At 67.2% G+C, this 19,554-nt stretch carries 13 protein-coding genes and 1 pseudogene; 5 read left to right on the top strand and 9 right to left on the bottom strand.

The features are described 5' to 3' along the window. Positions 1 to 112: 112 nt before the first annotated feature. Positions 113 to 3,001, bottom strand: coding sequence for a leucine--tRNA ligase (leuS, locus tag NQ036_RS01625; protein ID WP_257046496.1), 2,889 nt, complete (start codon positions 2,999 to 3,001; stop codon positions 113 to 115). A gap of 163 nt (positions 3,002 to 3,164) precedes the next feature. On the opposite strand from leuS, the gene NQ036_RS01630 reads away from it, so the two are divergent. Further along, positions 3,165 to 4,973, top strand: a complete 1,809-nt coding sequence (locus tag NQ036_RS01630) for a long-chain fatty acid--CoA ligase (protein ID WP_306428066.1) — start codon at positions 3,165 to 3,167, stop codon at positions 4,971 to 4,973. Here NQ036_RS01630 and NQ036_RS01635 read toward each other — a convergent pair. After that, positions 4,949 to 6,058 carry an FUSC family protein gene (locus NQ036_RS01635; protein WP_257046497.1) on the bottom strand — a complete coding sequence of 370 codons (1,110 nt, stop codon included), beginning with the start codon at positions 6,056 to 6,058 and terminating at the stop codon, positions 4,949 to 4,951. The two genes, NQ036_RS01630 and NQ036_RS01635, sit on opposite strands and share 25 nt — an antisense overlap. Before the next feature lie 69 nt (positions 6,059 to 6,127). On the opposite strand from NQ036_RS01635, the gene ppk2 reads away from it, so the two are divergent. The 3 genes from ppk2 (at position 6,128) to NQ036_RS01650 (ending at position 9,731) form a co-directional block, all read left to right on the top strand. Beyond that, positions 6,128 to 7,069: a polyphosphate kinase 2 gene (ppk2, locus tag NQ036_RS01640; protein ID WP_257046498.1), complete on the top strand. Its 942-nt coding sequence runs from the start codon at positions 6,128 to 6,130 to the stop codon at positions 7,067 to 7,069. Between the two features lie 58 nt (positions 7,070 to 7,127). Further along, positions 7,128 to 8,210, top strand: a complete 1,083-nt coding sequence (locus NQ036_RS01645; RefSeq protein WP_257046499.1) for a YhjD/YihY/BrkB family envelope integrity protein — start codon at positions 7,128 to 7,130, stop codon at positions 8,208 to 8,210. An 84-nt stretch (positions 8,211 to 8,294) separates the two neighbouring features. After that, positions 8,295 to 9,731: a glyceraldehyde-3-phosphate dehydrogenase gene (locus NQ036_RS01650; RefSeq protein WP_257056875.1), complete on the top strand. Its 1,437-nt coding sequence runs from the start codon at positions 8,295 to 8,297 to the stop codon at positions 9,729 to 9,731. A gap of 66 nt (positions 9,732 to 9,797) precedes the next feature. Here the strand turns inward: NQ036_RS01650 and NQ036_RS01655 are convergent, their stop codons facing one another. From NQ036_RS01655 to dusB, 7 genes and pseudogenes are all read right to left on the bottom strand, one after another. Then, the gene (locus NQ036_RS01655; RefSeq protein ID WP_257056876.1) at positions 9,798 to 9,926 is read right to left on the bottom strand and encodes a hypothetical protein; all 129 of its coding nucleotides are present in this window, start codon (positions 9,924 to 9,926) and stop codon (positions 9,798 to 9,800) included. A gap of 54 nt (positions 9,927 to 9,980) precedes the next feature. Beyond that, positions 9,981 to 10,786, bottom strand: a pseudogene (locus tag NQ036_RS01660) (NAD(P)-dependent oxidoreductase); the annotation flags it as partial. After that, positions 10,686 to 12,458, bottom strand: coding sequence for an MDR family MFS transporter (locus NQ036_RS01665; RefSeq protein ID WP_257046502.1), 1,773 nt, complete (start codon positions 12,456 to 12,458; stop codon positions 10,686 to 10,688). The gene NQ036_RS01665 and the pseudogene NQ036_RS01660, both read right to left, overlap by 101 nt. After that, positions 12,455 to 13,132: a TetR/AcrR family transcriptional regulator gene (locus NQ036_RS01670; protein ID WP_257046503.1), complete on the bottom strand. Its 678-nt coding sequence runs from the start codon at positions 13,130 to 13,132 to the stop codon at positions 12,455 to 12,457. Before NQ036_RS01670 ends, NQ036_RS01665 begins: the two co-directional genes overlap by 4 nt. A gap of 106 nt (positions 13,133 to 13,238) precedes the next feature. After that, a complete protein-coding gene (gene dnaG, locus NQ036_RS01675) occupies positions 13,239 to 15,164 on the bottom strand; it encodes a DNA primase (RefSeq protein ID WP_257046504.1) in 1,926 nt (641 codons plus the stop codon). Positions 15,165 to 15,231: 67 nt separating this feature from the next. Continuing rightward, entirely contained in the window at positions 15,232 to 16,530 is a 1,299-nt protein-coding gene (locus NQ036_RS01680; protein ID WP_373566572.1) for a deoxyguanosinetriphosphate triphosphohydrolase, read from the bottom strand. Positions 16,531 to 16,533: 3 nt separating this feature from the next. Then, positions 16,534 to 17,733, bottom strand: coding sequence for a tRNA dihydrouridine synthase DusB (gene dusB, locus NQ036_RS01685; RefSeq protein ID WP_373566573.1), 1,200 nt, complete (start codon positions 17,731 to 17,733; stop codon positions 16,534 to 16,536). A 150-nt stretch (positions 17,734 to 17,883) separates the two neighbouring features. Here dusB and NQ036_RS01690 point away from each other — a divergent pair, with 150 nt between their 5' ends. Next, positions 17,884 to 19,542 carry a thiamine pyrophosphate-dependent enzyme gene (locus NQ036_RS01690; protein WP_257046505.1) on the top strand — a complete coding sequence of 553 codons (1,659 nt, stop codon included), beginning with the start codon at positions 17,884 to 17,886 and terminating at the stop codon, positions 19,540 to 19,542. Positions 19,543 to 19,554 lie beyond the last annotated feature (12 nt).

Below are 19,554 nucleotides of genomic sequence, written 5' to 3' on the forward strand. Positions count from 1 at the left end.
CCATGCTGTGATCTTTGGCACAGGAAGTGTTCATCCTCTGTTCATCTACGCAGCAGGGGCACCCCCGGCAGGCATAGTCCCGCCGGCGGTGCCCCTGTGAACGTGCAGCCGATCAGGCCTCTGGAACGATGTTGACCAGCTTCGGTGCGCGCACGATCACCTTGCGCACCCCGGCACCGGCCAGGGCCCGCAGCGCGCCCTTGGACTCCAGGGCCAGCGCTTCGAGTTCCTCGGCGCTGATATCCGGAGACACCTCGAGCCGATCGCGTACCTTGCCCTTGACCTGGACCACGGCGGTCACGGTCTCGGCGACCAGGTAGGCCTCATCGTAGACGGGGTACGGCGCATACACGACCGTGTCCGCATGTCCCAGCCGATGCCACAGCTCTTCCGCCAGGTGCGGGGCCAGCGGACCGAGCATGGTGATCAGCGGTTCCAGCGCCTCGCGCGGGGCGCTGCCCGCCTTGGTCAGATGGTTGACCAGCACGATCAGCTTGGCCACGACGGTATTGAACCGGAAGGCGTCCATATCCTCGCGAACGCCCTTGATCGTCGCGTGCAAGACCTTGCGGGTCGCCTCGTCCGCCGGCTCCTCCGAGACCAGGGACGCACCGGTGGATTCGTCGACGGCCAGGCGCCATACGCGCTGCAGGAAACGCTGTGCACCGACGACCGCGCGGGTCTCCCAGGCCCTGGAGTCCTCCAGCGGGCCCATCGACATCTCGTAGACGCGGAAGGTGTCCGCGCCGTAGTCGTCGTACATCTCATCCGGGGTCACCATGTTCTTCAGCGACTTGCCCATTTTGCCGTATTCGCGCGCGACCTGCTCGCCCTGGTACCAGAACGTCGAGGTGCCGTCGGCCCCGGTCCGTTCGGTGACCTCGGCGGCCGGAACGTAGACGCCGCGGGCGTCGGTGAACGCATAGGCCTGGATGTAGCCCTGGTTGATCAGCTTGTGGAACGGTTCGAAGGACGATACGTAGCCCAGGTCGAACAGCACCTTGTGCCAGAACCGGGAGTACAGCAGGTGCAGCACCGCGTGTTCGACTCCGCCGACGTACAGATCCGCGCCGCCCGAGGCACCGGGGGTGCGCGGCCCCAGCCAGTAGGCCTCGTTGATCGGATCGACCAGCGCCCGGTCGTTGTGCGGATCGGCGTAGCGCAGCTGGTACCAGGAGGAGCCGGCCCAGTTGGGCATTGTGTTCGTCTCCCGGCGGTACCGCTTGGGCCCGTCGCCCAGGTCCAGGGTCACGTTCACCCATTCCTGGGCCCGGCCCAACGGGGGCTCCGGTTCGGAGTCGACGTCGTCGGCTGCGAAGGTGCGCGGCGAGAAGTTATCGACCTCCGGCAGGTCCACAGGCAGCATGTCCGCCGGCAGGGCGTGCGGGGTGCCCTCTTCGTCGTAGACGATCGGGAAGGGTTCGCCCCAGTAGCGCTGGCGGGAGAAGAGCCAGTCGCGCAGCCGGTACTGCTTCGTCTCCTGCGCCTGCCCCTTGGCGCCCAACCAGGCGAGGACGCGTTCCTTGGCAGTGGCGATGTCGAGTCCGTTGAGATCGATTTCGGCGTTCGCCGAGTTGATCTTCTCACCCGCGCCCGTATAGGGGGCGTCCTCATCGTGCTCGGCGCCCGGTGCAACGGTGCGCACATAGGGCAGGCCGAAGGCCTTGGCGAAGTCCCAGTCGCGCTGGTCCTCGGCCGGCACGCCGTAGACGGCACCGGTGCCGTAGCCCATCAGCACGTAATCGGCGACGAACACCGGCATCGCCCGGCCCGTGGCGGGATTGGCGACATAGGTGCCGGTGAATACGCCGGTCTTCGTCTTCTCCTCCTGGCGCTGCACCGAGGTCTTCGCCGCTGCCGCTCGCTGATAGGCGGTCACCGCCTCGCCCGGCGTCTGTGCCCCGTCGGTCCACCGGGAATCGGTGTCCGCCGGCCAGGCGGCGGCGGTGAAACGGTGCACGTCGGGGTGTTCGGGGCTGAGCACCAGGAACATGCCACCGAAGATCGTATCGGGGCGGGTGGTGTACACGCGGATCGCGTCCTCGCCCAGGGCGGCGCCGGAGGCGTCGGAGACCAGGAAGTCCAGATAGGCGCCCGTCGAGCGGCCGATCCAGTTGCGCTGCATGTTCTTCACCGCCTCCGGCCAGTCGACCCGGTCCAGGTCATCCGCCAGCCTGTCTGCGTACGCGGTGATGCGCATATTCCACTGCTTGAGCTTGCGGGTGAACACCGGGAAGTTCCCACGTTCACTGCGCCCCTCGGCGGTGACCTCCTCATTGGCCAGCACCGTGCCCAGACCCGGGCACCAGTTGACCGGCGATTCGGAGACGTAGGCCAGCCGGTAGTCCTGCAGCACCCGTTCCTGCTGCGTCGGGGTGAGCGCACGCCAGTCACCCAGGCCCGTGGCGCGCTCGCCCGTGGCGAACTGGGCGATCAGATCGGCGATCGGCCGGGCGGCGCCGCGGCCGTCGGCGGCCTGCGGATCGTACCAGGAGTTGAAGATCTGCAGGAAGATCCACTGGGTCCACTTGACGAATTCCGAGTCCGTCGTCGCGAAGGTCCGGCGGGCGTCGTGGCCCAGCCCCAGCCTGCGCAGCTGCCTGCGCATATTCGCGATGTTCTCCTCCGTGGTGATCCGTGGGTGCTGCCCGGTCTGCACCGCGAACTGCTCCGCCGGCAGGCCGAAGGCGTCGTAGCCCAGGGCGTGCATGACGTTCTTGCCCAACATCCGCTGATAGCGGGCGTAGACATCGGTGGCGACATAACCCAGTGGATGGCCCACATGCAGTCCCTTGCCGGAGGGGTAGGGGAACATGTCCATGAGGTACACCGGCTCGCGGTCCTCGGCACTGTAATCACGGGGACTGTCGGCCAGGTCGCCGACCGGATTGGGTGAGGCGTAGGTGCCCTCGGCCTCCCAGGCGTCCTGCCATTTGAGCTCGAGGGTGCCCGCCAGCTCAGCGTCGTAGCGGAACTGTGCCTGCTCGGCGGCAGAAGTCATGGGGGTCCTTTCCAATGGATCGTGCACATCCGGACGTCCCACGGTGGGAGATCCGGGAAAGATACCGGATCATTCTATCGCGCTGTCACCGGCGCCCGGCGACCTCCCGGGGCCCGAGCACGTACGATGGGTCCAAGCGCCGGCCGTTTTCAAAGGAGATCCCATGACCGGATGGATGCGTCAGTCCGCCACCCCAGCGACCTACTCCCCCGATGACACCTCGACGATCACCGACTGCTTTCTGCGCGCACTGGCCGCCGACCCCGATGCCCATGCGCTGAGCATCGTGCACGAACGGACGGAGGAGGCCATCACCCGCGCGGAATTCCACGCCGATGTCATCGCAGTGGCCAAGGGCCTGGTGGCGGCGGGTATCGGCCCGGGTTCCCGCGTGGGGATCTTCGGCCCGAGCAGTTACCGCTGGGCCGTCGCGGACTTCGCGATCTGGTTCGCCGGTGCCACCAGCATCCCGTTCTACGACACCGCGAGCGCCGAGCAGATCGAATGGATGCTCGCCGATGCCAGGCCCGCGCTCATGCTGGTCGCCGATGCCGGGCACCGCGAGGTGCTGGCCGGGGTGCCCGCCGCCGCCGGGCTGCCGGTCCATATGTGGGACGACGAGGACTCCCTGGCGCAGTTGCACCGGGCGGGGCGGTCCGTCACCGACACTGCGCTCGACGCGCAGCGGCGCCGGGTGGGGCCGCAGGATGTGGCGACGATCATCTACACCTCGGGCACGACGGGAAGGGCCAAGGGGTGCCTGTTGACCCACGCGAATTTCGTGCTCACCGCGCAGGCGGCGTCCCGGTCCATGCCCGAGGTACTCGCACCGGGTGCCCGGTGCCTGCTGTTCATCCCCACGGCCCATGTGTTCGCCCGGTTCATTCAGGTCATCTCGATCTGTGAGGGCGTGGTGTTGGGCCATCAGCACGACTTGGGCAGGTTGACCGAGTCCCTTGCGGTGTTCCGTCCGACCTTCGTCTTGGGTGTGCCGCGGGTCTTCGAGAAGGTCTTCAACGCGGCCAGGGCGAAGGCGCAGTCCGGCGGTCAGGGCAGGATCTTCACCCTGGCCGAGATCACCGCGGTGGCGTATTCGCGCGCCGCTGATGCCGGCCGGGTCCCCTGGGGGCTGCGCCTGCGCCATGCGTTGTTCGACCGGCTGGTCTACGCCAGGCTGCGCGCGGTGCTCGGCGGCAGGGCGGAGTATGCGATCTCCGGTGGTGGGCCGTTGGGCGAGCACCTGGGTCATTTCTTCTCGGGGATCGGTGTCAGGGTACTCGAGGGCTATGGGCTCACGGAGACGACCGCGCCCGTGACGGTCAACCGACCGGGTGCCTCGCGCATCGGCACGGTCGGGGTGCCCCTGCCCGGATGTGCGGTGGCGGTGGCCGGCGACGGGGAGGTCCTGGTCCAGGGCCCGCCGGTGTTCTCGGGCTATTTGAACAATCCCGAGGCCACGGCGGCGACATTCCGCGGCGATTGGCTGGCCACCGGCGATCTCGGCTCGCTGGATGAGGAGGGCTATCTGTCGATTACGGGGCGGAAGAAGGAACTCATTGTGACCTCGGGAGGGAAGAATGTGGCCCCGGCGCCCTTGGAGGACGTGATTCGCCGCCATCCCCTGGTGGGCCAGCCGGTCGTCGTGGGTGAGCAGCGGAAATTCGTCGGGGCTCTGATCTTCCTCGATCCGGAGATGCTGCCGGGTTGGTTGGAGGCCCACGGTCTGCCACCGCTGTCATTGGACCGGGCAGCGGCGCATCCGGCGGTGCGTGCCTCGATCCAGGCCGCGGTGGACCGGGCGAATGCGCGGGTCTCCCGTGCCGAGGGCATTCGGGCGTTCCGCATCGTGCCGGTGGAGTTGACCGAGGCCGCGGGTTATCTGTCCGCCAAGCAGTCGGTCAAGCGGCCGGTCGTGCTGCAGGACTTCGCCGCAGAGCTCGAAGCGCTCTATTCCACGCCGCGTCCGGCCTGAGCCCCCCGCCGCTTGCGGGCCAGCCGGGAGACCAGGAGAAGGGCCAGCACGACCAGGCCGCCGACCAGCGTGTCGGTGAAGCGCTCCGGGAGCATCCGGTGCACGGGATAGTGCGCCGACAGCTGACTCGATACCAGTGCCAGTGGGGTGACGAAGAACATCGCCAGCCAGTAGACCTGGCCGACGAAGAGTTCGGCGAGGAGCTGGGCGATGCCGACGACCACAATGCACATCCACACCGGGGGCTCGAACACGAGGATCCCGGCGGTGACCAGGACCCCTCCCGCCGTGCCGATGACGCGGTGGGCGATCCGCGAGAGGCTCAGGGGCTGTCCGGGCCGCGGCATGGTCGTGCACACTGCGCAGGCCGCCCAGTAGGCATGTCCCAGGCCCAGGCCGGCAACGGCCAGGGTGGCCACCGCCACGGCCCCGGCGGTCGTTCCGGCCGAGGCCCAGACCGCGCGGTTGCGCAGCGCACCCAGATTGCGCCCCGGCACGTGCAGGTCCCCTCTGGCCACCCGGTTGTGTTCGTCGAGCGCCCTGACGAGTCCCCCGGAGAGGCCGATGAACAGGCAGAACAGGCAGCAGCCCAGTGATACCAGGAACCTGCTGAGAACCTGCCCGGGGGCAACCGGCACGGAGGAGACGACGGAGAACGCGAAGACGAAGAAGATGGAACCGTAGGGCACCCAGTTCATCACCGCCGACAGGAGCATGCCGACGCCGGAGACCACGACGAGGATGAGCACGAAGACCAGGGGTACCCCGCCGAGGCGCGGACCCGTAGCCGCGGTGCCGAACGCCGAGTACAGCAGGCCGGCCAGGATACACGCCGACAGCATCCCGGCTGCGACCAGCAGGGTGCCGGTGCGGTGCTTGTAGGTCTCATAGCGGCCGTAGAGGGAGGTGAAGGCCGCGAAGGAGACATACGCTGCCAGGTCCATCCGTCCCAGTGCCAGCAGGACCAACAGTGGCACGGTGACGCACAGTGCCGCCCGCAGCGCCGCCTCGACGTCGAGGCGCAGCAGCCTTTCCGGCCAGATCATGATCGGGCCGAGGAATCGGGCAGCGGATCGTGTGGGCACGGGTGTCCCCTCCTATTCGACGGTGAAGAAACGGCGGTGCACGGGATTGAGTTCCCATAGACTGGCAGCATGAGCGAAACCGGCGGTAAACAGCACGTGGAGCGGATCGAGGATCCCCAGGACGAACAACGGCGGGCGCAGGCCCAGGCGCTTGCGGACAGCCTGCGGGGTGATTCGGAGGCGGCCGCCTGGAAACAAGATTACCCCTACGACAAGAAGCTCTCGCGGGCGGACTACGAGGCGCAGAAGCGACTGCTGCAGATCGAGTTGCTCAAGCTGCAGGCATGGGTCAAGGAGACCGGCCAGAAGCTCGTGCTGATCTTCGAGGGCCGCGACGCCGCGGGCAAGGGCGGGGCGATCAAGCGCTTCACCGAGCACCTCAACCCCCGCGGCGCACGGGTTGTGGCCCTGGAGAAGCCCACGGAGCGCGAGCTCACCCAGTGGTACTTCCAGCGCTATGTCGCGCATCTGCCGGCCGGGGGCGAGATGGTGCTGTTCGACCGGTCCTGGTACAACAGGGCCGGGGTGGAGCGCGTCATGGGGTATTGCACCGATGAGCAGTACGAGGAGTTCATGTGGGAGACGCCGCGGTTCGAGCGGTTGCTCGTGCGTTCGGGCATCACACTGGTGAAGTTCTGGTTTTCCGTGGGCCGGGAGGAACAGCTGCGCCGGTTCGGCGACAGACTGACCGATCCGGTCAAGCAGTGGAAGCTCTCACCGACCGATCTGGCCAGCCTGGACAAGTGGGATGCGTACACCGCCGCCAAGGAGGCGATGTTCCAGGGCACCGATACCGACTATGCGCCGTGGACTGTGGTCAAGTCGAATGACAAGAAGAGGGCCAGGCTCGAGGCGATGCGCCATGTGCTCGGCCTCTACGACTACCCGGACAAGGACCCGGAGGTGGCTCTGACCCCCGATCCCCTGTTGGTCGGCGCCCCCGATCGGATCTACGATTCCGGCGAGTCCCCCACCGCGCGGGCGAAGAAGCACAAACAGCACCGCGGCTGAGAGCGCACCGGCCACATCGGCTCCGGTCCCGCCGGCGCCCGAGAGGAGACCAGACCACATGGATACCCGCATCAGCAGCCTGCTGGCCGAGGAGTCCGATCTGCAGCGCAGATCCCGGCAAATCACGCACAGACCTGGCATCGTCCACATCCGCGACACCATGAGCAGGTACTCGGCCCGGCTGGGCAATCAGTTCGCCGCCGCGATCACCTACTTCCTGATCCTGGCGGTACTGCCGATGCTCATGTTCGCCTTCGCCGCCCTGGGGTTCGTCCTCGATGTGGCCCGCCCCGAGTTCATTCCCGTTGTCGAGGACTGGATCGGCAGGCTGGTGCCGGGCCAGGATAAGCTGGTCGACCTGTTGCACTCCTACCTGTCCAATTGGGCCGGGGTGGGCATCCTGGGCATCGTCTCGGCGCTGTACACGAGTCAGGGTTTCATCGGCAATGTCAAGGACGCCGTGCGCGCCCAGCTGACTCCGAACATGGATGACATTCCGAAGGAGTCGTTCGTCCGCCGTTTCCTGACCAACACCCTGACCCTGGTGGGCATCCTCATCGGGGCGGCCCTGACAGTCGCCGCCACCGTTCTCGGCACCGGGCTGGCGACGTGGATCATCGACCGGGCCGCGCTGCCCGGCTGGTTCTACGGCGTGGTGACCCCGGCTGGGCTGCTCATCTCACTGGCCGCCGCCTGGACCCTGTTCTTGTTCATCTTCACCCTGTTGCCGGCCCGGCCGGTGCCCATGCGCACCCGGATGATCGGCTCGGCCCTGGGAGCCGTCGCGCTGACCGTGCTGATCAACCTGGCCACCGTACTGATCGGGGCGTTCTCCTCTTCGCCCACTGCGGCCCTGTTCGGCCCGGTGATCGCGATCATGGCCGTTCTGAACGTGTTCGCCCGGATCATGCTGGTGATCGCGGCGTGGATGGGCACCGGAATCGACGGGCCCACAATCGTCGCCGAGGTTCCCGCCACCGCCCCCGCCATCGCTCCGACGCAGGGGACGCCCGGTCGGCTGCGGCGCTCGACCGAGGCAGTCGCCGCTCTCAGCCTGGGCAGCGGAATGCTGGCGCTCGCCTTCACCGGCCTGTATCGGATCCGCAAAAGCAGTCAAAGTCACATCCCCGGCAGGCGCTGAGCGGAGCACCTGGGGCCGAAACCCGCTTCCACTCCACGTAGAATGGGCCCGACGCATCCTCAACCCAACGAAAGGGACTGACCCGTGAGTGATCTCGCCACAGCGAAGATGCAGGAGTGGACCGCCAAACAGGACGCAGCGGAGCAGCTGCTGCCGATCGTGGGCCGCCTGCACCGGAACAACGAGGTTCTGCTGACCGTGTACGGTCGGAGCCTGCTGAACAAGTCGGTCAACGGCATCATCAAGGCACACCGATACGCCCGACACTTCGATACAACCGATCTGGACCTGGGCGAGACGCTGGCCATCGCCGAAGTACTCGAGACCTTGGACCTGGGCGCGGCCCGGATCGACCTGGGCCGTCTGGCAGCGGGCTTCCGCACCACCGGCGGTGAACTCGCCGACTACCTGCGCTCCGAGCTCGCCCCCGTCGTCGGCGCTCACACCGCCGCCGGTGCCCCCCGCGATGTCGTGCTCTACGGCTTCGGTCGGATCGGCCGACTGCTGGCCCGCATCCTGATCGACCGGGCGGGCAATTCCGGTATGCGCCTGCGCGCCGTTGTGGTCCGCCGCAACAGCGATGACGACATCATCAAGCGCGCCTCCCTGCTGCGCCGCGATTCGATCCACGGCAAGTTCGACGGCAACATCGTCGTCGACGAGGAAGCCGAGACGATCCTGGCCAACGGCGTGCTGATCCAGGTCATCTACTCCAACGATCCATCGACGGTCGACTACACCGCCTACGGCATCGAGGACGCCCTCGTCATCGACAACACCGGTAAGTGGCGCGACGAGGCCGGCCTGTCCAAGCACCTGCAGTGCCCGGGCGCTGCGAAGGTGCTGCTGACGGCACCTGGCAAGGGCGCGCTGAAGAACATCGTCTTCGGCGTCAACAACGATTCGATCACCGATACCGACACGATCCTGTCCGCGGCCTCCTGCACCACGAACGCCATCACCCCGGTGCTCAAGGTCGTCAACGACGAATTCGGCGTGGTCAACGGGCACATGGAGACCGTCCACTCATACACCAACGACCAGAACCTGGTCGACAACTTCCACAAGAAGGAGCGCCGCGGCCGCGCAGCCGGGCTCAATATGGTGCTCACGGAGACCGGTGCCGCCACCGCGGTTGCCAAGGCGCTGCCGGAACTGGCCGGCAAGCTCACCGGCAATTCGATCCGCGTCCCCACCCCGGACGTGTCAATGGCCGTGCTGAACCTCAACCTGGCCAAGGAGACCACCGCAGATGACCTCAACGACTTCCTGCGCCAGGTCTCACTGAACTCGCGGCTGCGCAACCAGGTCGACTACATCGCCTCCCCGGAGGTTGTGTCCACCGACTTCGTCGGGTCCCGGCGGGCGGGTGTCGTCGACGGCCTGGCCACGATCGTCGAGGGCAACCGCGCGGTTCTCTACGTGTGGTATGACAACGAGTTCGGCTACTCCTGCCAGGTTGTGCGCATCGCCGCGCAGATGACCGGGGCAGCGGCCCCGGCCTTCCCTGCACTGGGCTGAGCTAAGAGATGCGCAGGGGGCGCGGAGCCGTTGTCGGCTACGCCCCCCCTGCGCATGTCCCGGGGATCACGCCCGGGCGTAGCCGCGGGCCACATCGACGGGGTTGAGCAATTCCCCACCGGTCTGGAAGCGCTCCCAGTTCTCGATGAACTGGTCGTTCACGCGCTCCTCGGAATCACGCAGGTCACCGCTCATGTGCGGTGTGATAACGACCCCGGGCGCGTCCCACAGCGGGTGGTCGGCCGGCAGCGGCTCCGGATCGGTGACATCGAGGATGGCCCCGGCAATGGTTCCCGCCTCAAGCGCACCGACGAGGTCATCGGTGACCACGGACGCCCCCTGCCCAGATTGACCAGTACCGCGTGTGGCGCACAGGCCTCCAGCACCCGGGAGTCGATGAGTCCACGGGTCGCCCCGGTCAGTGGGGCAATGTCGATGATCCAGTCGTATGCACCGACGTGCTCGGCCAATCGGGCGGAATCGACGATGGTCTCGAATTCCGCATCGCCCGCCCTGGCGTGGGTGCCGGCGCCGGAACAGGAGACCCCCACCGCGCGCAGCGCCCTGGCGATCGCGCGCCCGATCGAGCCCACTCCCACGATCAGCGCCGACGTTCCCGCGAGCATTCCGGTGGGTCGGTAGGCCCACTCGTGGGCGGCCTGCTGTCGGGCGAACCGTGCATGCTCCTTGACATGGGCGAACAGGTGGGACAGCACCCATTCGGCCATCGGCTCGTCGAACACTCCCCTGGCATTCGTCACGGCCGCCCCCAGCGCTGCGATCCGGGGATCGCCCAGGTGATCGACTCCGGCTGAGCCGGTGTGAATCCAGCGCAGCCCACCGGCCGTGTCCACGAGCTCGGGGAGCTCGCGGGCGGCCCGTGGGCTGCGGATGAAGAGCACCTCGGTGCCGGGCAGCAGCGCGGCCAGATTGTCCGCGTGCGCCCAGCGCACCTCAGTGCTTAGGCCCGCTAGGCGCGGTGACCTCTGCAGCTGGGGATCCTGCACGATGGTCAGGACCGTCTCCGGGGTTGGCTTCTGTGGCGTCTGCGTCATGCAGTGCCTCCTCGATTGCGTCGGCTGTGGCGGGCCCGTCGCCCACCACCGCCATCGTATTCGTATCGAGGATCTCCCGGTGGGCTTCGGGCGTATCCTGGACGATCTTCGTCGCCAGCGCCTTCTCCTTGACCCACAGCAGGATGATCGCACCGATGAAGGCTGTCGGGCTGACCCACATGAACACCGGGACCAGCGCATCGGCGTAGGCGTGGGTGATCATATCGTGGACAGGATTGGCCAGGGTCTTGACGAAGTCAGGGGTCAACGAGTTCGCCCCGCCACCGGACATGGCCTTGGCGGCCTCGGGTCCCAACTGTTTGAGCCCGTCGCTGAGGTTGTTCGTCAGCCGGTTGGTGAACAGCGAGCCGATCACCGACATCCCCAGGGTCGCGCCGATCTGACGGAAGAAGTTGTTCGAGGCGGTCGCGGTACCGACCATGCTCACCGGGAACGAGTTCTGCACGATCAGCACCAGGGTCTGCATGCCCAGGCCAAGGCCCAGACCCATCACACACAGATAGCCGATCATCACCCAGGCGTTCTGGTCGGCGGTGACGGTGCCCAACAGGACCAGGGCGACGCCCACCAGGGCCAGGCCGATAACGGGGTAGAACTTGTAACGGCCGGTCTTGGACACGAGGAAGCCCACGATGATCGACACCGGCAGCATCACACCGTTCATCGGCACCATCATCAGGCCGGCGGGCGTCGGGGCGATGCCGTGGACCATCTGCAGGAAGGTCGGCAGATAGGACAGGGCGCCGAACATGCCGATACCCACGAAGATGCCGGAGATGGTGCACAGCACGAAGTTCCGGTCCGTGAACAGGCTCATCGGGATGATCGGGTTGTCCACCGCGTTCTCCACGAACACGAAGACGACTGCGCTGGCGACTGCCACGCCCAGCAGGGTGACGATGACCGGGTCAGTCCATTCGTACTGGTGGCCGCCCCAGGCCGTGGCCAGGATCAGCGCCGAAGTGAACTCGGCGATGAGCACCATACCGGCGATGTCGAGCTTGCGGTCTTTGCGCCCGTGGTTCAGGTGCGGAACCTTGAGGAAGATGATCGCCGAGATCAGCGCCAGAATGCCCAACGGGATCATCAACGCGAAGTTCCACCGCCAGCCGGGGCCCTCGGTGATCCAGCCGCCGATCAGGGGGCCGGCGACGGAGGACACCGCGAAGTTCGCGCCCATGATGCCCATGTACTTACCACGCTGTCGGGCAGGCACGACAGCGGCGATGATCGACTGCGAGAGGATCATCAGGCCACCGCCACCGATCCCCTGGAGCACACGGCCCAGGATCAACAGTGCCATGTTGTGGGCGAAGAAGGCCACGATCGACCCGGCCAGGAACACCACAATGGCCGCGATGAAGATGTACTTCCGGTTGAACATATCGGAGAGCTTGCCGTAGATCGGCATCATGATCGTCGAGGCCAGCATGAAGGCCGTGGAGACCCACAGCATCTGATCCACGCCGTTGAGTTCGCCCACGATGGTCGGCAGCGCGGTGCCCAACATGGTCTGGTTGAGCGAGAACATGAGCATCGCGATCATCAGGCCCACGAACAGCAGGATGATGCCGGACTGGCTCATCTCACCGTCGCCCGGGTGCGAGTGCCGCGCCTGCGCCCTCCGGGCAGTTGACTCTGGGGTACTCATTTCATCCTTTCGATGACGGTTTTGAACATGGCCACGGATTCTTCGAAGGCCGAGTCCATCTCCTCTTGATTCAGTTCACGGTCGAGTTCGACCTTCGCGGATCTGAAAGCGTGTTGCAGGGGCACGGTGCACAGCAGGGTGAGCATCCGGGCCAGACGGTCCGCCCGTGCCTCGTCGGCCGGTTCGATCCCGCGGGTCTTGATCCTGTCGCGTACGCCGGCCACGATGTCCTCGTCGAAGCGGCGCACGGCCTCCATGTTCAGCAGGACCAGCTGCGGGTACTGCACCAGCAGTGCACGGACCCGCGGGCGGGTCGCCGAGGCGGGTCCGACGAATTCGAAGGCGTGGCGCACCACGTGGGCGATGTCCTCGGCCAGGTCGTCCCGGCGCGGTTGGAAGTCGCGGATGAAGGCACGCAGCTCACTGCCGTCGGATTCGTGATCCCCCTGGTCGAGGATCGCGGCCTCCTTCGACGGAAAGTAGTTGAAGAAGGTCCGCTTGGAGACCTCGGCGCGCTCGGCGATCTGTGCGATCGTCACCGCGTCGAGGCCGGCATCGCCGACCAGGTCGACGGCCGCGGCGTGGATGGCGTGGCGACGTTCGCGGGTCTTGCGCTCACGCAGTGATTCGCCACAGTCCTCCGGCTCGGAAGGATAACGGGGTTCTGTAGTCACCAGATCATTATGCACGGTATGCAAGTTTGCAGCAAGCGCAAATCTGCAGACCGTGCAAGTTTTAAAGGCAGATCACATATACACCCTGGTCACATGGCCGGTCGGATCACATCTGCTGCCGCAGCCGGGAGCGCTGCACCTCGAGCACTGTGAGCTGTTCGAGCAGTTTCGCACTGGTGGCGGCATCGGCCGGGTCGGTGCGCTGCAGCCGCGAGTGCAGCAAACCGGAGATCCGCACCATGTCGTTGTCGAACAGCCGGGCGACGATCCCCCTGGCGTAGCGTTCGACCCCGTCCTCCCCCTGCGCCGGCAGCGGGGATACCGCGAGTTCGCCCACCAGGGGCCGCAGGTCCTCTCCGGCCGATTGCATCACGGCCTCCGGCCAGGCCGGCCCCACCGCGATCGCCCGGGAGATCCCACCGCAGGACACCATCGCCCGGTGCACCGCCCGCAGCCGCGGATCGCGGAAGGTGTCGGGGCTCAAGGCGTCGAACAGTCGGGCGTTGACGAACTCCGGGCGTTGCAGGGCCACTTGCAGGGCCCCGCGCTCGACCCGGAGAGCGGTGGCATCGGCCGGGGACAGTTCCTCGGCATAGGCCGCGATCGTCTGGGACACCGAACCGGGCGAAGACCCGGGGGCAGCTGCCGGGGTCGGCTCGACCGGGCGGTGCCGTTCCGGTTCCGAACGGCCGGGTGAGCCGTGCCTGCGGGACCGCGCGGCCCGCACCGCCCTGGCGACCTCCGCGGTGTCCACGCCGAGATATCCGGCGACGAAGCGCTCATAGCCCGGGCGCAGCGCAGCATCGCGCAGACCCGCCACCATCGGCGCAGCAGCCCGGATCGCACCCACCCTGCCCTCGACCGTGCCGATGTCGAAGGTGTCCACCACCGAGGTGATGGCGAACTCGACCAGGGGCCTGCGACCGTCGACCAGCTCCCGCACGGCGGCATCGCCCTGGGCCATCCGCAGCTCGCACGGATCCATCCCACCGGGGGTGATGGCGACAAAGGTCTGCGAGACGAACTTCTGGTCCTCCTTGAATGCCTTGAGAGCGGCATTGCGCCCGGCCTCATCACCGTCGAAGGTGAAGATCACCTCGCCGTGGGCGCTAGCGTCATCGCCCATCAGCCGCCGGACGATCTTCACGTGCTCCTCGCCGAAGGCGGTACCGCAGGTCGCCACAGCCTGGGTCACACCGGCCAACTGGGCCGCCATCACATCGGTGTAGCCCTCGACGATGACCACGCGCTTGGTCTTGGCGATCGACTTCTTGGCCAGGTCGAGCCCGTAGAGGACCTGGTTCTTGTGATAGAGGGGGGTCTCCGGGGTGTTGAGGTATTTCGGACCCTGATCGTCGGGCAGGATCCGCCGGGCGCCGAAACCGATGACCCGGCCGGAGACATCGCGGATCGGCCAGGTCAGACGACCGCGGAACCGATCGTAGACCCCCCGCTTGCCCTGGACCACCAGACCGGCCTTGAGCATATCGTCGGTGGTGAAACCGCGCCCGGATAGGTGCCGGGTCAGATTGTCCCAGCCGGGCAGGGCGAAGCCCACCCCGTAGGTCTGGCAGGCGGTCAGGTCGAAACCGCGCTCGCTGAGATAGGCCCGGCCGGGTTCGGCCTGGGGTGCCCCCAGGTTCTCCCGGAAGAAGTCCGCGGCGACCTGGTGCATGTCGATCAGGCGCTGCCTGCTCCCCTGTTCGCGCCGGTCGGGACCCTTGCCATCCTCATAGGTCAGCTGCAGTCCGGCCTTCTCGGCCAGCCGTTCGACCGACTCGGTGAAGCTCAGGCCCTCGACCTTCTGCAGGAAGGTGAACACATCACCGGACTCCCCGCACCCAAAGCAGTGGTACAGGCCCATACTGGGGCGCACGTGGAAGCTCGGGGTGCGCTCATCGTGGAACGGGCACAGCCCCTTGAGCGAGTCGACACCCCCGCTGCGCAGGCTCACATGGTCACCGACCACCTCGTCGATGCGCGTGCGGGCGCGGACCTCGTCGATGTCCTCGCGCCGGATCAATCCCGGCATGTGCACTCCTTCCGCGCTCGCGCGCCCCGTTCCATTCCCCGCAGACCCCACCGCGCCCCGGCGCGGCTCACAACAGGCTGCCGGTGTCGTTCTGCATCGTGTGGTAGTGCGCCCAGGCCGAATGATCGGTCAGGGTCGCCACCTGGTCGACGACCACCCGCAGCCGCCCGGCGTCGTCCGCGGCGTCCCGATGGTCGAGGAAGAACATCCTGTCCATCGCCTCCGGGCGCTCCGCGAAGTACTCGCACAGCTGCCCGATGACCCGTGCCTGGATCCGCTGCAGCCGCAGGCGGTCCTGGGCGACCATGACGGTCACGGTGGCCAGCCCCTTGAGCACCGCGATCTCGATCCTGGTGTCGTCTGGAACGATCAGCCGGCCGTCGTAGCGGCCCAGCGGCTCCCAGCCGTAGACCGCGTGGGTCGCGGCCTCCGCGGCACCGGCGAACCGTCCGATCAGCTGGCTGGTCATATGCTTGAGCGCTGCCTGGGCGCGGCGGGAGCCGTCGAACTCGCCGTGGGGCCAATACGGTTGCGCGCGCAGCCGTTCGAGCGCCGCCAGCAGTGGGGCGTCCTCGATCTGGGGCAGATACCACTGCCTGGTGATGTCGAGCAGACCGGCCAGGGCATGATCGTTGCGGTAGGCGTCCAGGTCGAGGAAGCCCGAGTTGATCGCGTCCTCGACGTCGTGCACCGAATAGGAGATGTCGTCGGCCAGATCCATCAACTGGGCCTCGATGCACCTGCGCCCATCGTCGCGCCCCGCGCGGACGAAGTCGAAGACCTCCCGATCGTCGGCGTAGACGCCGAACTTCCTGATCGTCGCACTGGCGGTATCCGGCGTGGGCGCCGCGGAGCGCGGCCAGGGATATTTGATGCACGCGTCGAGGGTGGCGCGCGTCAGGTTGAGGCCGGCGGGCCGGCCGCCGGAGCCGAGCACCTTGGGTTCGAGCCGGGAGAGAACGCGCAGCGTCTGCGCATTGCCCTCGAATCCGCCGATGTCGCGGGCGATCTCGTCGAGCACCGCTTCGCCGTTGTGGCCGAAGGGCGGGTGTCCCAGGTCGTGGGCCAGGCAGGCGGCGTCGACGACATCGGGATCGCTGCCCAGGTAGCGGGCGAGTTCGCGGCCCACCTGTGCCACCTCGAGTGAATGGGTCAGGCGGGTGCGCACGAAGTCGTCACTGCCCGGCGAGACCACCTGGGTCTTCGCGCCCAGCCGACGCAGGCCCGAGGAGTGCAGGACGCGCGCCCGGTCCCGTTGGAACGCGGAGCGGCGCGGACTCTTCTGCGGTTCGTGGACCCAGCGCGCCCGGTCGTCAAGGCTGTAGCCCGCCACGCCCTGGGGCAGGGCGCCCGGCATCGCGGTCATCCCTCAGCCCCCCGAAACGTCGAGTTCGGCCTCGGCCAGGTCGGCCCGGTGCTCCTCGTGCAGGGTCCGGGAGTCCAGCCATCCTTCGGGCAGGTGCGGCTTCTTCGCCCGCGAGGTCCGCCCGCGCGAACCCTCGGCGTCGGCACCCGGATAGGGGGCATCGAGGTCGAGGCGCTGCAACAGGCCGCGCAGCTCGTCCAGCGAGGACACCTTGGCCAGCTGCGAGCGCAGCTCCCCACCGACCGGGTAGCCCTTGAAGTACCAGGCGATGTGCTTGCGCAGATCGCGCACTCCCATGAATTCGTCCTGGTAGTGCTCCATCAGGTAGACGCCGTGCCGGTAGACGGTCTCGGCGACCATCCGCAGATCGGGGCGGATCCGCTGTTCGGAACCGCGCAGGGCATAGGCCAGATCGCCGAACAGCCAGGGTCGGCCCATGCAGCCGCGGCCCACCACGACGCCATCGCAACCGGTTTCGGCCATCATCGCCCGGGCGTCCTCGGCGGCGAAGATATCGCCATTGCCCAGGACCGGCACCCGGTCGCCGATGAGGTCCTTGAGGCGTGCGATCGCCTCCCAGTCGGCGTGGCCGGAGTACAGGTCGGCGGTGGTCCGCCCGTGCAGGGTGATGGCCGCGACCCCGGCCTCGGCGGCGATCGGGCCGGCCTCCAGGTAGGTCAGATGGTCCGCGTCGATTCCCTTGCGCATCTTGACGGTCACCGGTACATCGCGGCGGGAGGCCTCGCGCACGGCCGTGGTGACGATATCGGTGAACAGGTCGAGCTTCCACGGCAGGGCGGACCCGCCGCCCTTGCGGGTGACCTTGGGGACCGGGCAGCCGAAGTTCAGGTCGATGTGGTCGGCCCTGTCCTCCTCGACGACCAGCCGCACCGCCTGGCCGATGGTCTTCGCATCGACTCCGTAGAGCTGAATCGAGCGCGGGGTTTCGAAGGGCTCGTGGTGGATCATCCGCATCGTCTTGGGATTGCGTTCGACCAGGGCGCGGGTCGTGACCATTTCGGTGACGTAGAGGCCGGCTCCGTACTCCCGACACAGCCTGCGGAAAGCGGTATTGGTGATGCCGGCCATTGGTGCCAGGACGACGGGAGAGCTCAGCTCGATGTTCCCGATGCGCAAGGCCGGTTGCCGTCCGGGCGCGGCGGCCCCGGAGGATGCTTCGATGGTCTGATACGAGGTGGTCACACCCCCATTATCCACCGCGCGTCAAATGCCCGTCTTAGTATGCGGATGAATCGCCGTACCAGCATTCGGACGGCGCCGTGAGCGGTCGGCGAGACGAACGTAGATTGATCGAAATCCTCCGCCGCATATCCCTTTTAGCAAGGAGTCCCTATGACAAGCGCACCCTCTGCGCTGACCACGTCCGACCGGATCTCGGCCGGCCACATGATGATCAAGGCCCTCGAGGCCCACGGAGTCGAGCGCGTCTTTGTCGTCCCCGGCGAAAGCTACCTCGACATGCTCGATGGGCTCTACGACTCCTCGATCGAAGCGGTTGTGTGCCGGCACGAGGGAGGAGCGGCCTATATGGCGGAGGCCGTCGGCAAGCTCACAGACACCCCCGGGGTGGCGATGGTCACCAGGGGCCCCGGGGCCGCGAACGCTCATGTGGGCCTGCACACCGCCTGGCAGGATTCGACCGCCATGGTGCTCTTCGTCGGGCTCATCCCCTTCGAACACCGGGAGAAGGAGGCCTTCCAGGAATTCGATCCGAAGGCCTGGTTCGAGACCGGCGCCAAGCGCGTGATGGTCCTGGACCATCCGGAGCGCGCCAGCGAGATCGTTGCCGAGGCTATGTTCGCAGCGCAGTCGGGACGGCCGGGACCGGTGGTCGTCGGCGTCCCCGAGGACATTCTGCGGATGGGCAACGACGGAGTCATCCACCCCACCATCCCGGTGGCCGAGGGCGGAATGACCGTGGATGACTGGAAGGCACTCAATGCCTCCCTGTCCAGGGCCGAGCGGCCCCTGTTCGTCTTCGGCGGCAACGATTGGGATACGGACACCGCACAGGACTTCACCGCCTGGCTCGAAACCCACAATCTGCCGGCGGCCGCCGAATGGCGCTGTGAGGGCACGGTCCCCTTCGACTCCCCCAGCTATGTCGGTCCGCTGGGCTACGGCCGGCCCAAGCAGACCAGGCGGCTCTTGGACGACTCGGACCTGTTGGTCTTCGTCGGCACGGTTCCCGGTGACGTCGTGACCGACGGGTTCCGCAACCGGCAGGCCTGGGACAAGGAGAACTTCATCGTCACCATCGACCCGGCGCTGCGCGGTCGGTCGGGCCCGGTGACCAAGCAGATCGTCGCCAAGCCGGCCTCCTTCGTCCGCGATCTGGTCAGGATGGACCTGCCGGTCCAGAACTCCTGGCGGGAATGGACCTCGGGGCTGCGCGCCGAACAGCAGGTCTTCGCCTCCCTGCCCGATGCCTCGACCGCGGGGCCGGCGACCATGGACGCCCTGATGGCGCACCTGGTGCCGCGCCTGGACGCCGATGCGATGGTCACCTTCGGTGCCGGCGAGCACACCAACTGGGCACACCGGTATTTCCCGACCCGCGGCTACGCCTCGATGATCTCGGCGCGCAATGGCTCCATGGGGTATTCGATCCCCTCGGCCGTGGCCGCCTCCCTGCTGTATCCCGAGCGCCAGGTGATCTCGATCGCCGGCGATGGGGAGTTCCTGATGAACGGGCAGGAACTGGCAACGGCTTCCCAGTACGGTGCCCACCCGCTGGTCGTGCTCATGGACAACCAGGAGTACGGCACGATCCGCACCCACCAGGAACGCGAGTATCCGCACCGGGTCTCCGGGACTCAGCTGCACAATCCTGACTTCGCCAAGCTGGCCGAGGCCTACGGCGCCGTCGGGATCCGCATCGAGCACAATGCCGACCTGCCCGCCGCACTCGACACCGCCTTTGCGACGATCGCCGAAGGACGCACCGCGCTCATCCACCTCGTCGTAGCCCAGCGGCAGAAGGCCTACTGAGCGCCGGTGGGA

The sequence above is a fragment of the Brevibacterium sp. 91QC2O2 genome (assembly GCF_024580695.1).
GTDB classification, from domain to species: Bacteria; Actinomycetota; Actinomycetes; order Actinomycetales; family Brevibacteriaceae; genus Brevibacterium; species Brevibacterium moorei.

Bases quoted from the DNA above. Each gene is read 5' to 3' on its own strand.
- leuS (WP_257046496.1), bottom strand. From the start codon at position 3,001: ATGACTTCTGCCGCCGAGCAGGCACAGTTCCGCTACGACGCTGAGCTG.
- NQ036_RS01630 (WP_306428066.1), top strand. From the start codon at position 3,165: ATGACCGGATGGATGCGTCAGTCCGCCACCCCAGCGACCTACTCCCCC.
- ppk2 (WP_257046498.1), top strand. From the start codon at position 6,128: ATGAGCGAAACCGGCGGTAAACAGCACGTGGAGCGGATCGAGGATCCC.
- NQ036_RS01645 (WP_257046499.1), top strand. From the start codon at position 7,128: ATGGATACCCGCATCAGCAGCCTGCTGGCCGAGGAGTCCGATCTGCAG.
- NQ036_RS01655 (WP_257056876.1), bottom strand. From the start codon at position 9,926: ATGAGCGGTGACCTGCGTGATTCCGAGGAGCGCGTGAACGACCAGTTC.
- NQ036_RS01665 (WP_257046502.1), bottom strand. From the start codon at position 12,458: ATGAGTACCCCAGAGTCAACTGCCCGGAGGGCGCAGGCGCGGCACTCG.
- dnaG (WP_257046504.1), bottom strand. From the start codon at position 15,164: ATGCCGGGATTGATCCGGCGCGAGGACATCGACGAGGTCCGCGCCCGC.
- NQ036_RS01680 (WP_373566572.1), bottom strand. From the start codon at position 16,530: ATGACCGCGATGCCGGGCGCCCTGCCCCAGGGCGTGGCGGGCTACAGC.
- NQ036_RS01690 (WP_257046505.1), top strand. From the start codon at position 17,884: ATGACAAGCGCACCCTCTGCGCTGACCACGTCCGACCGGATCTCGGCC.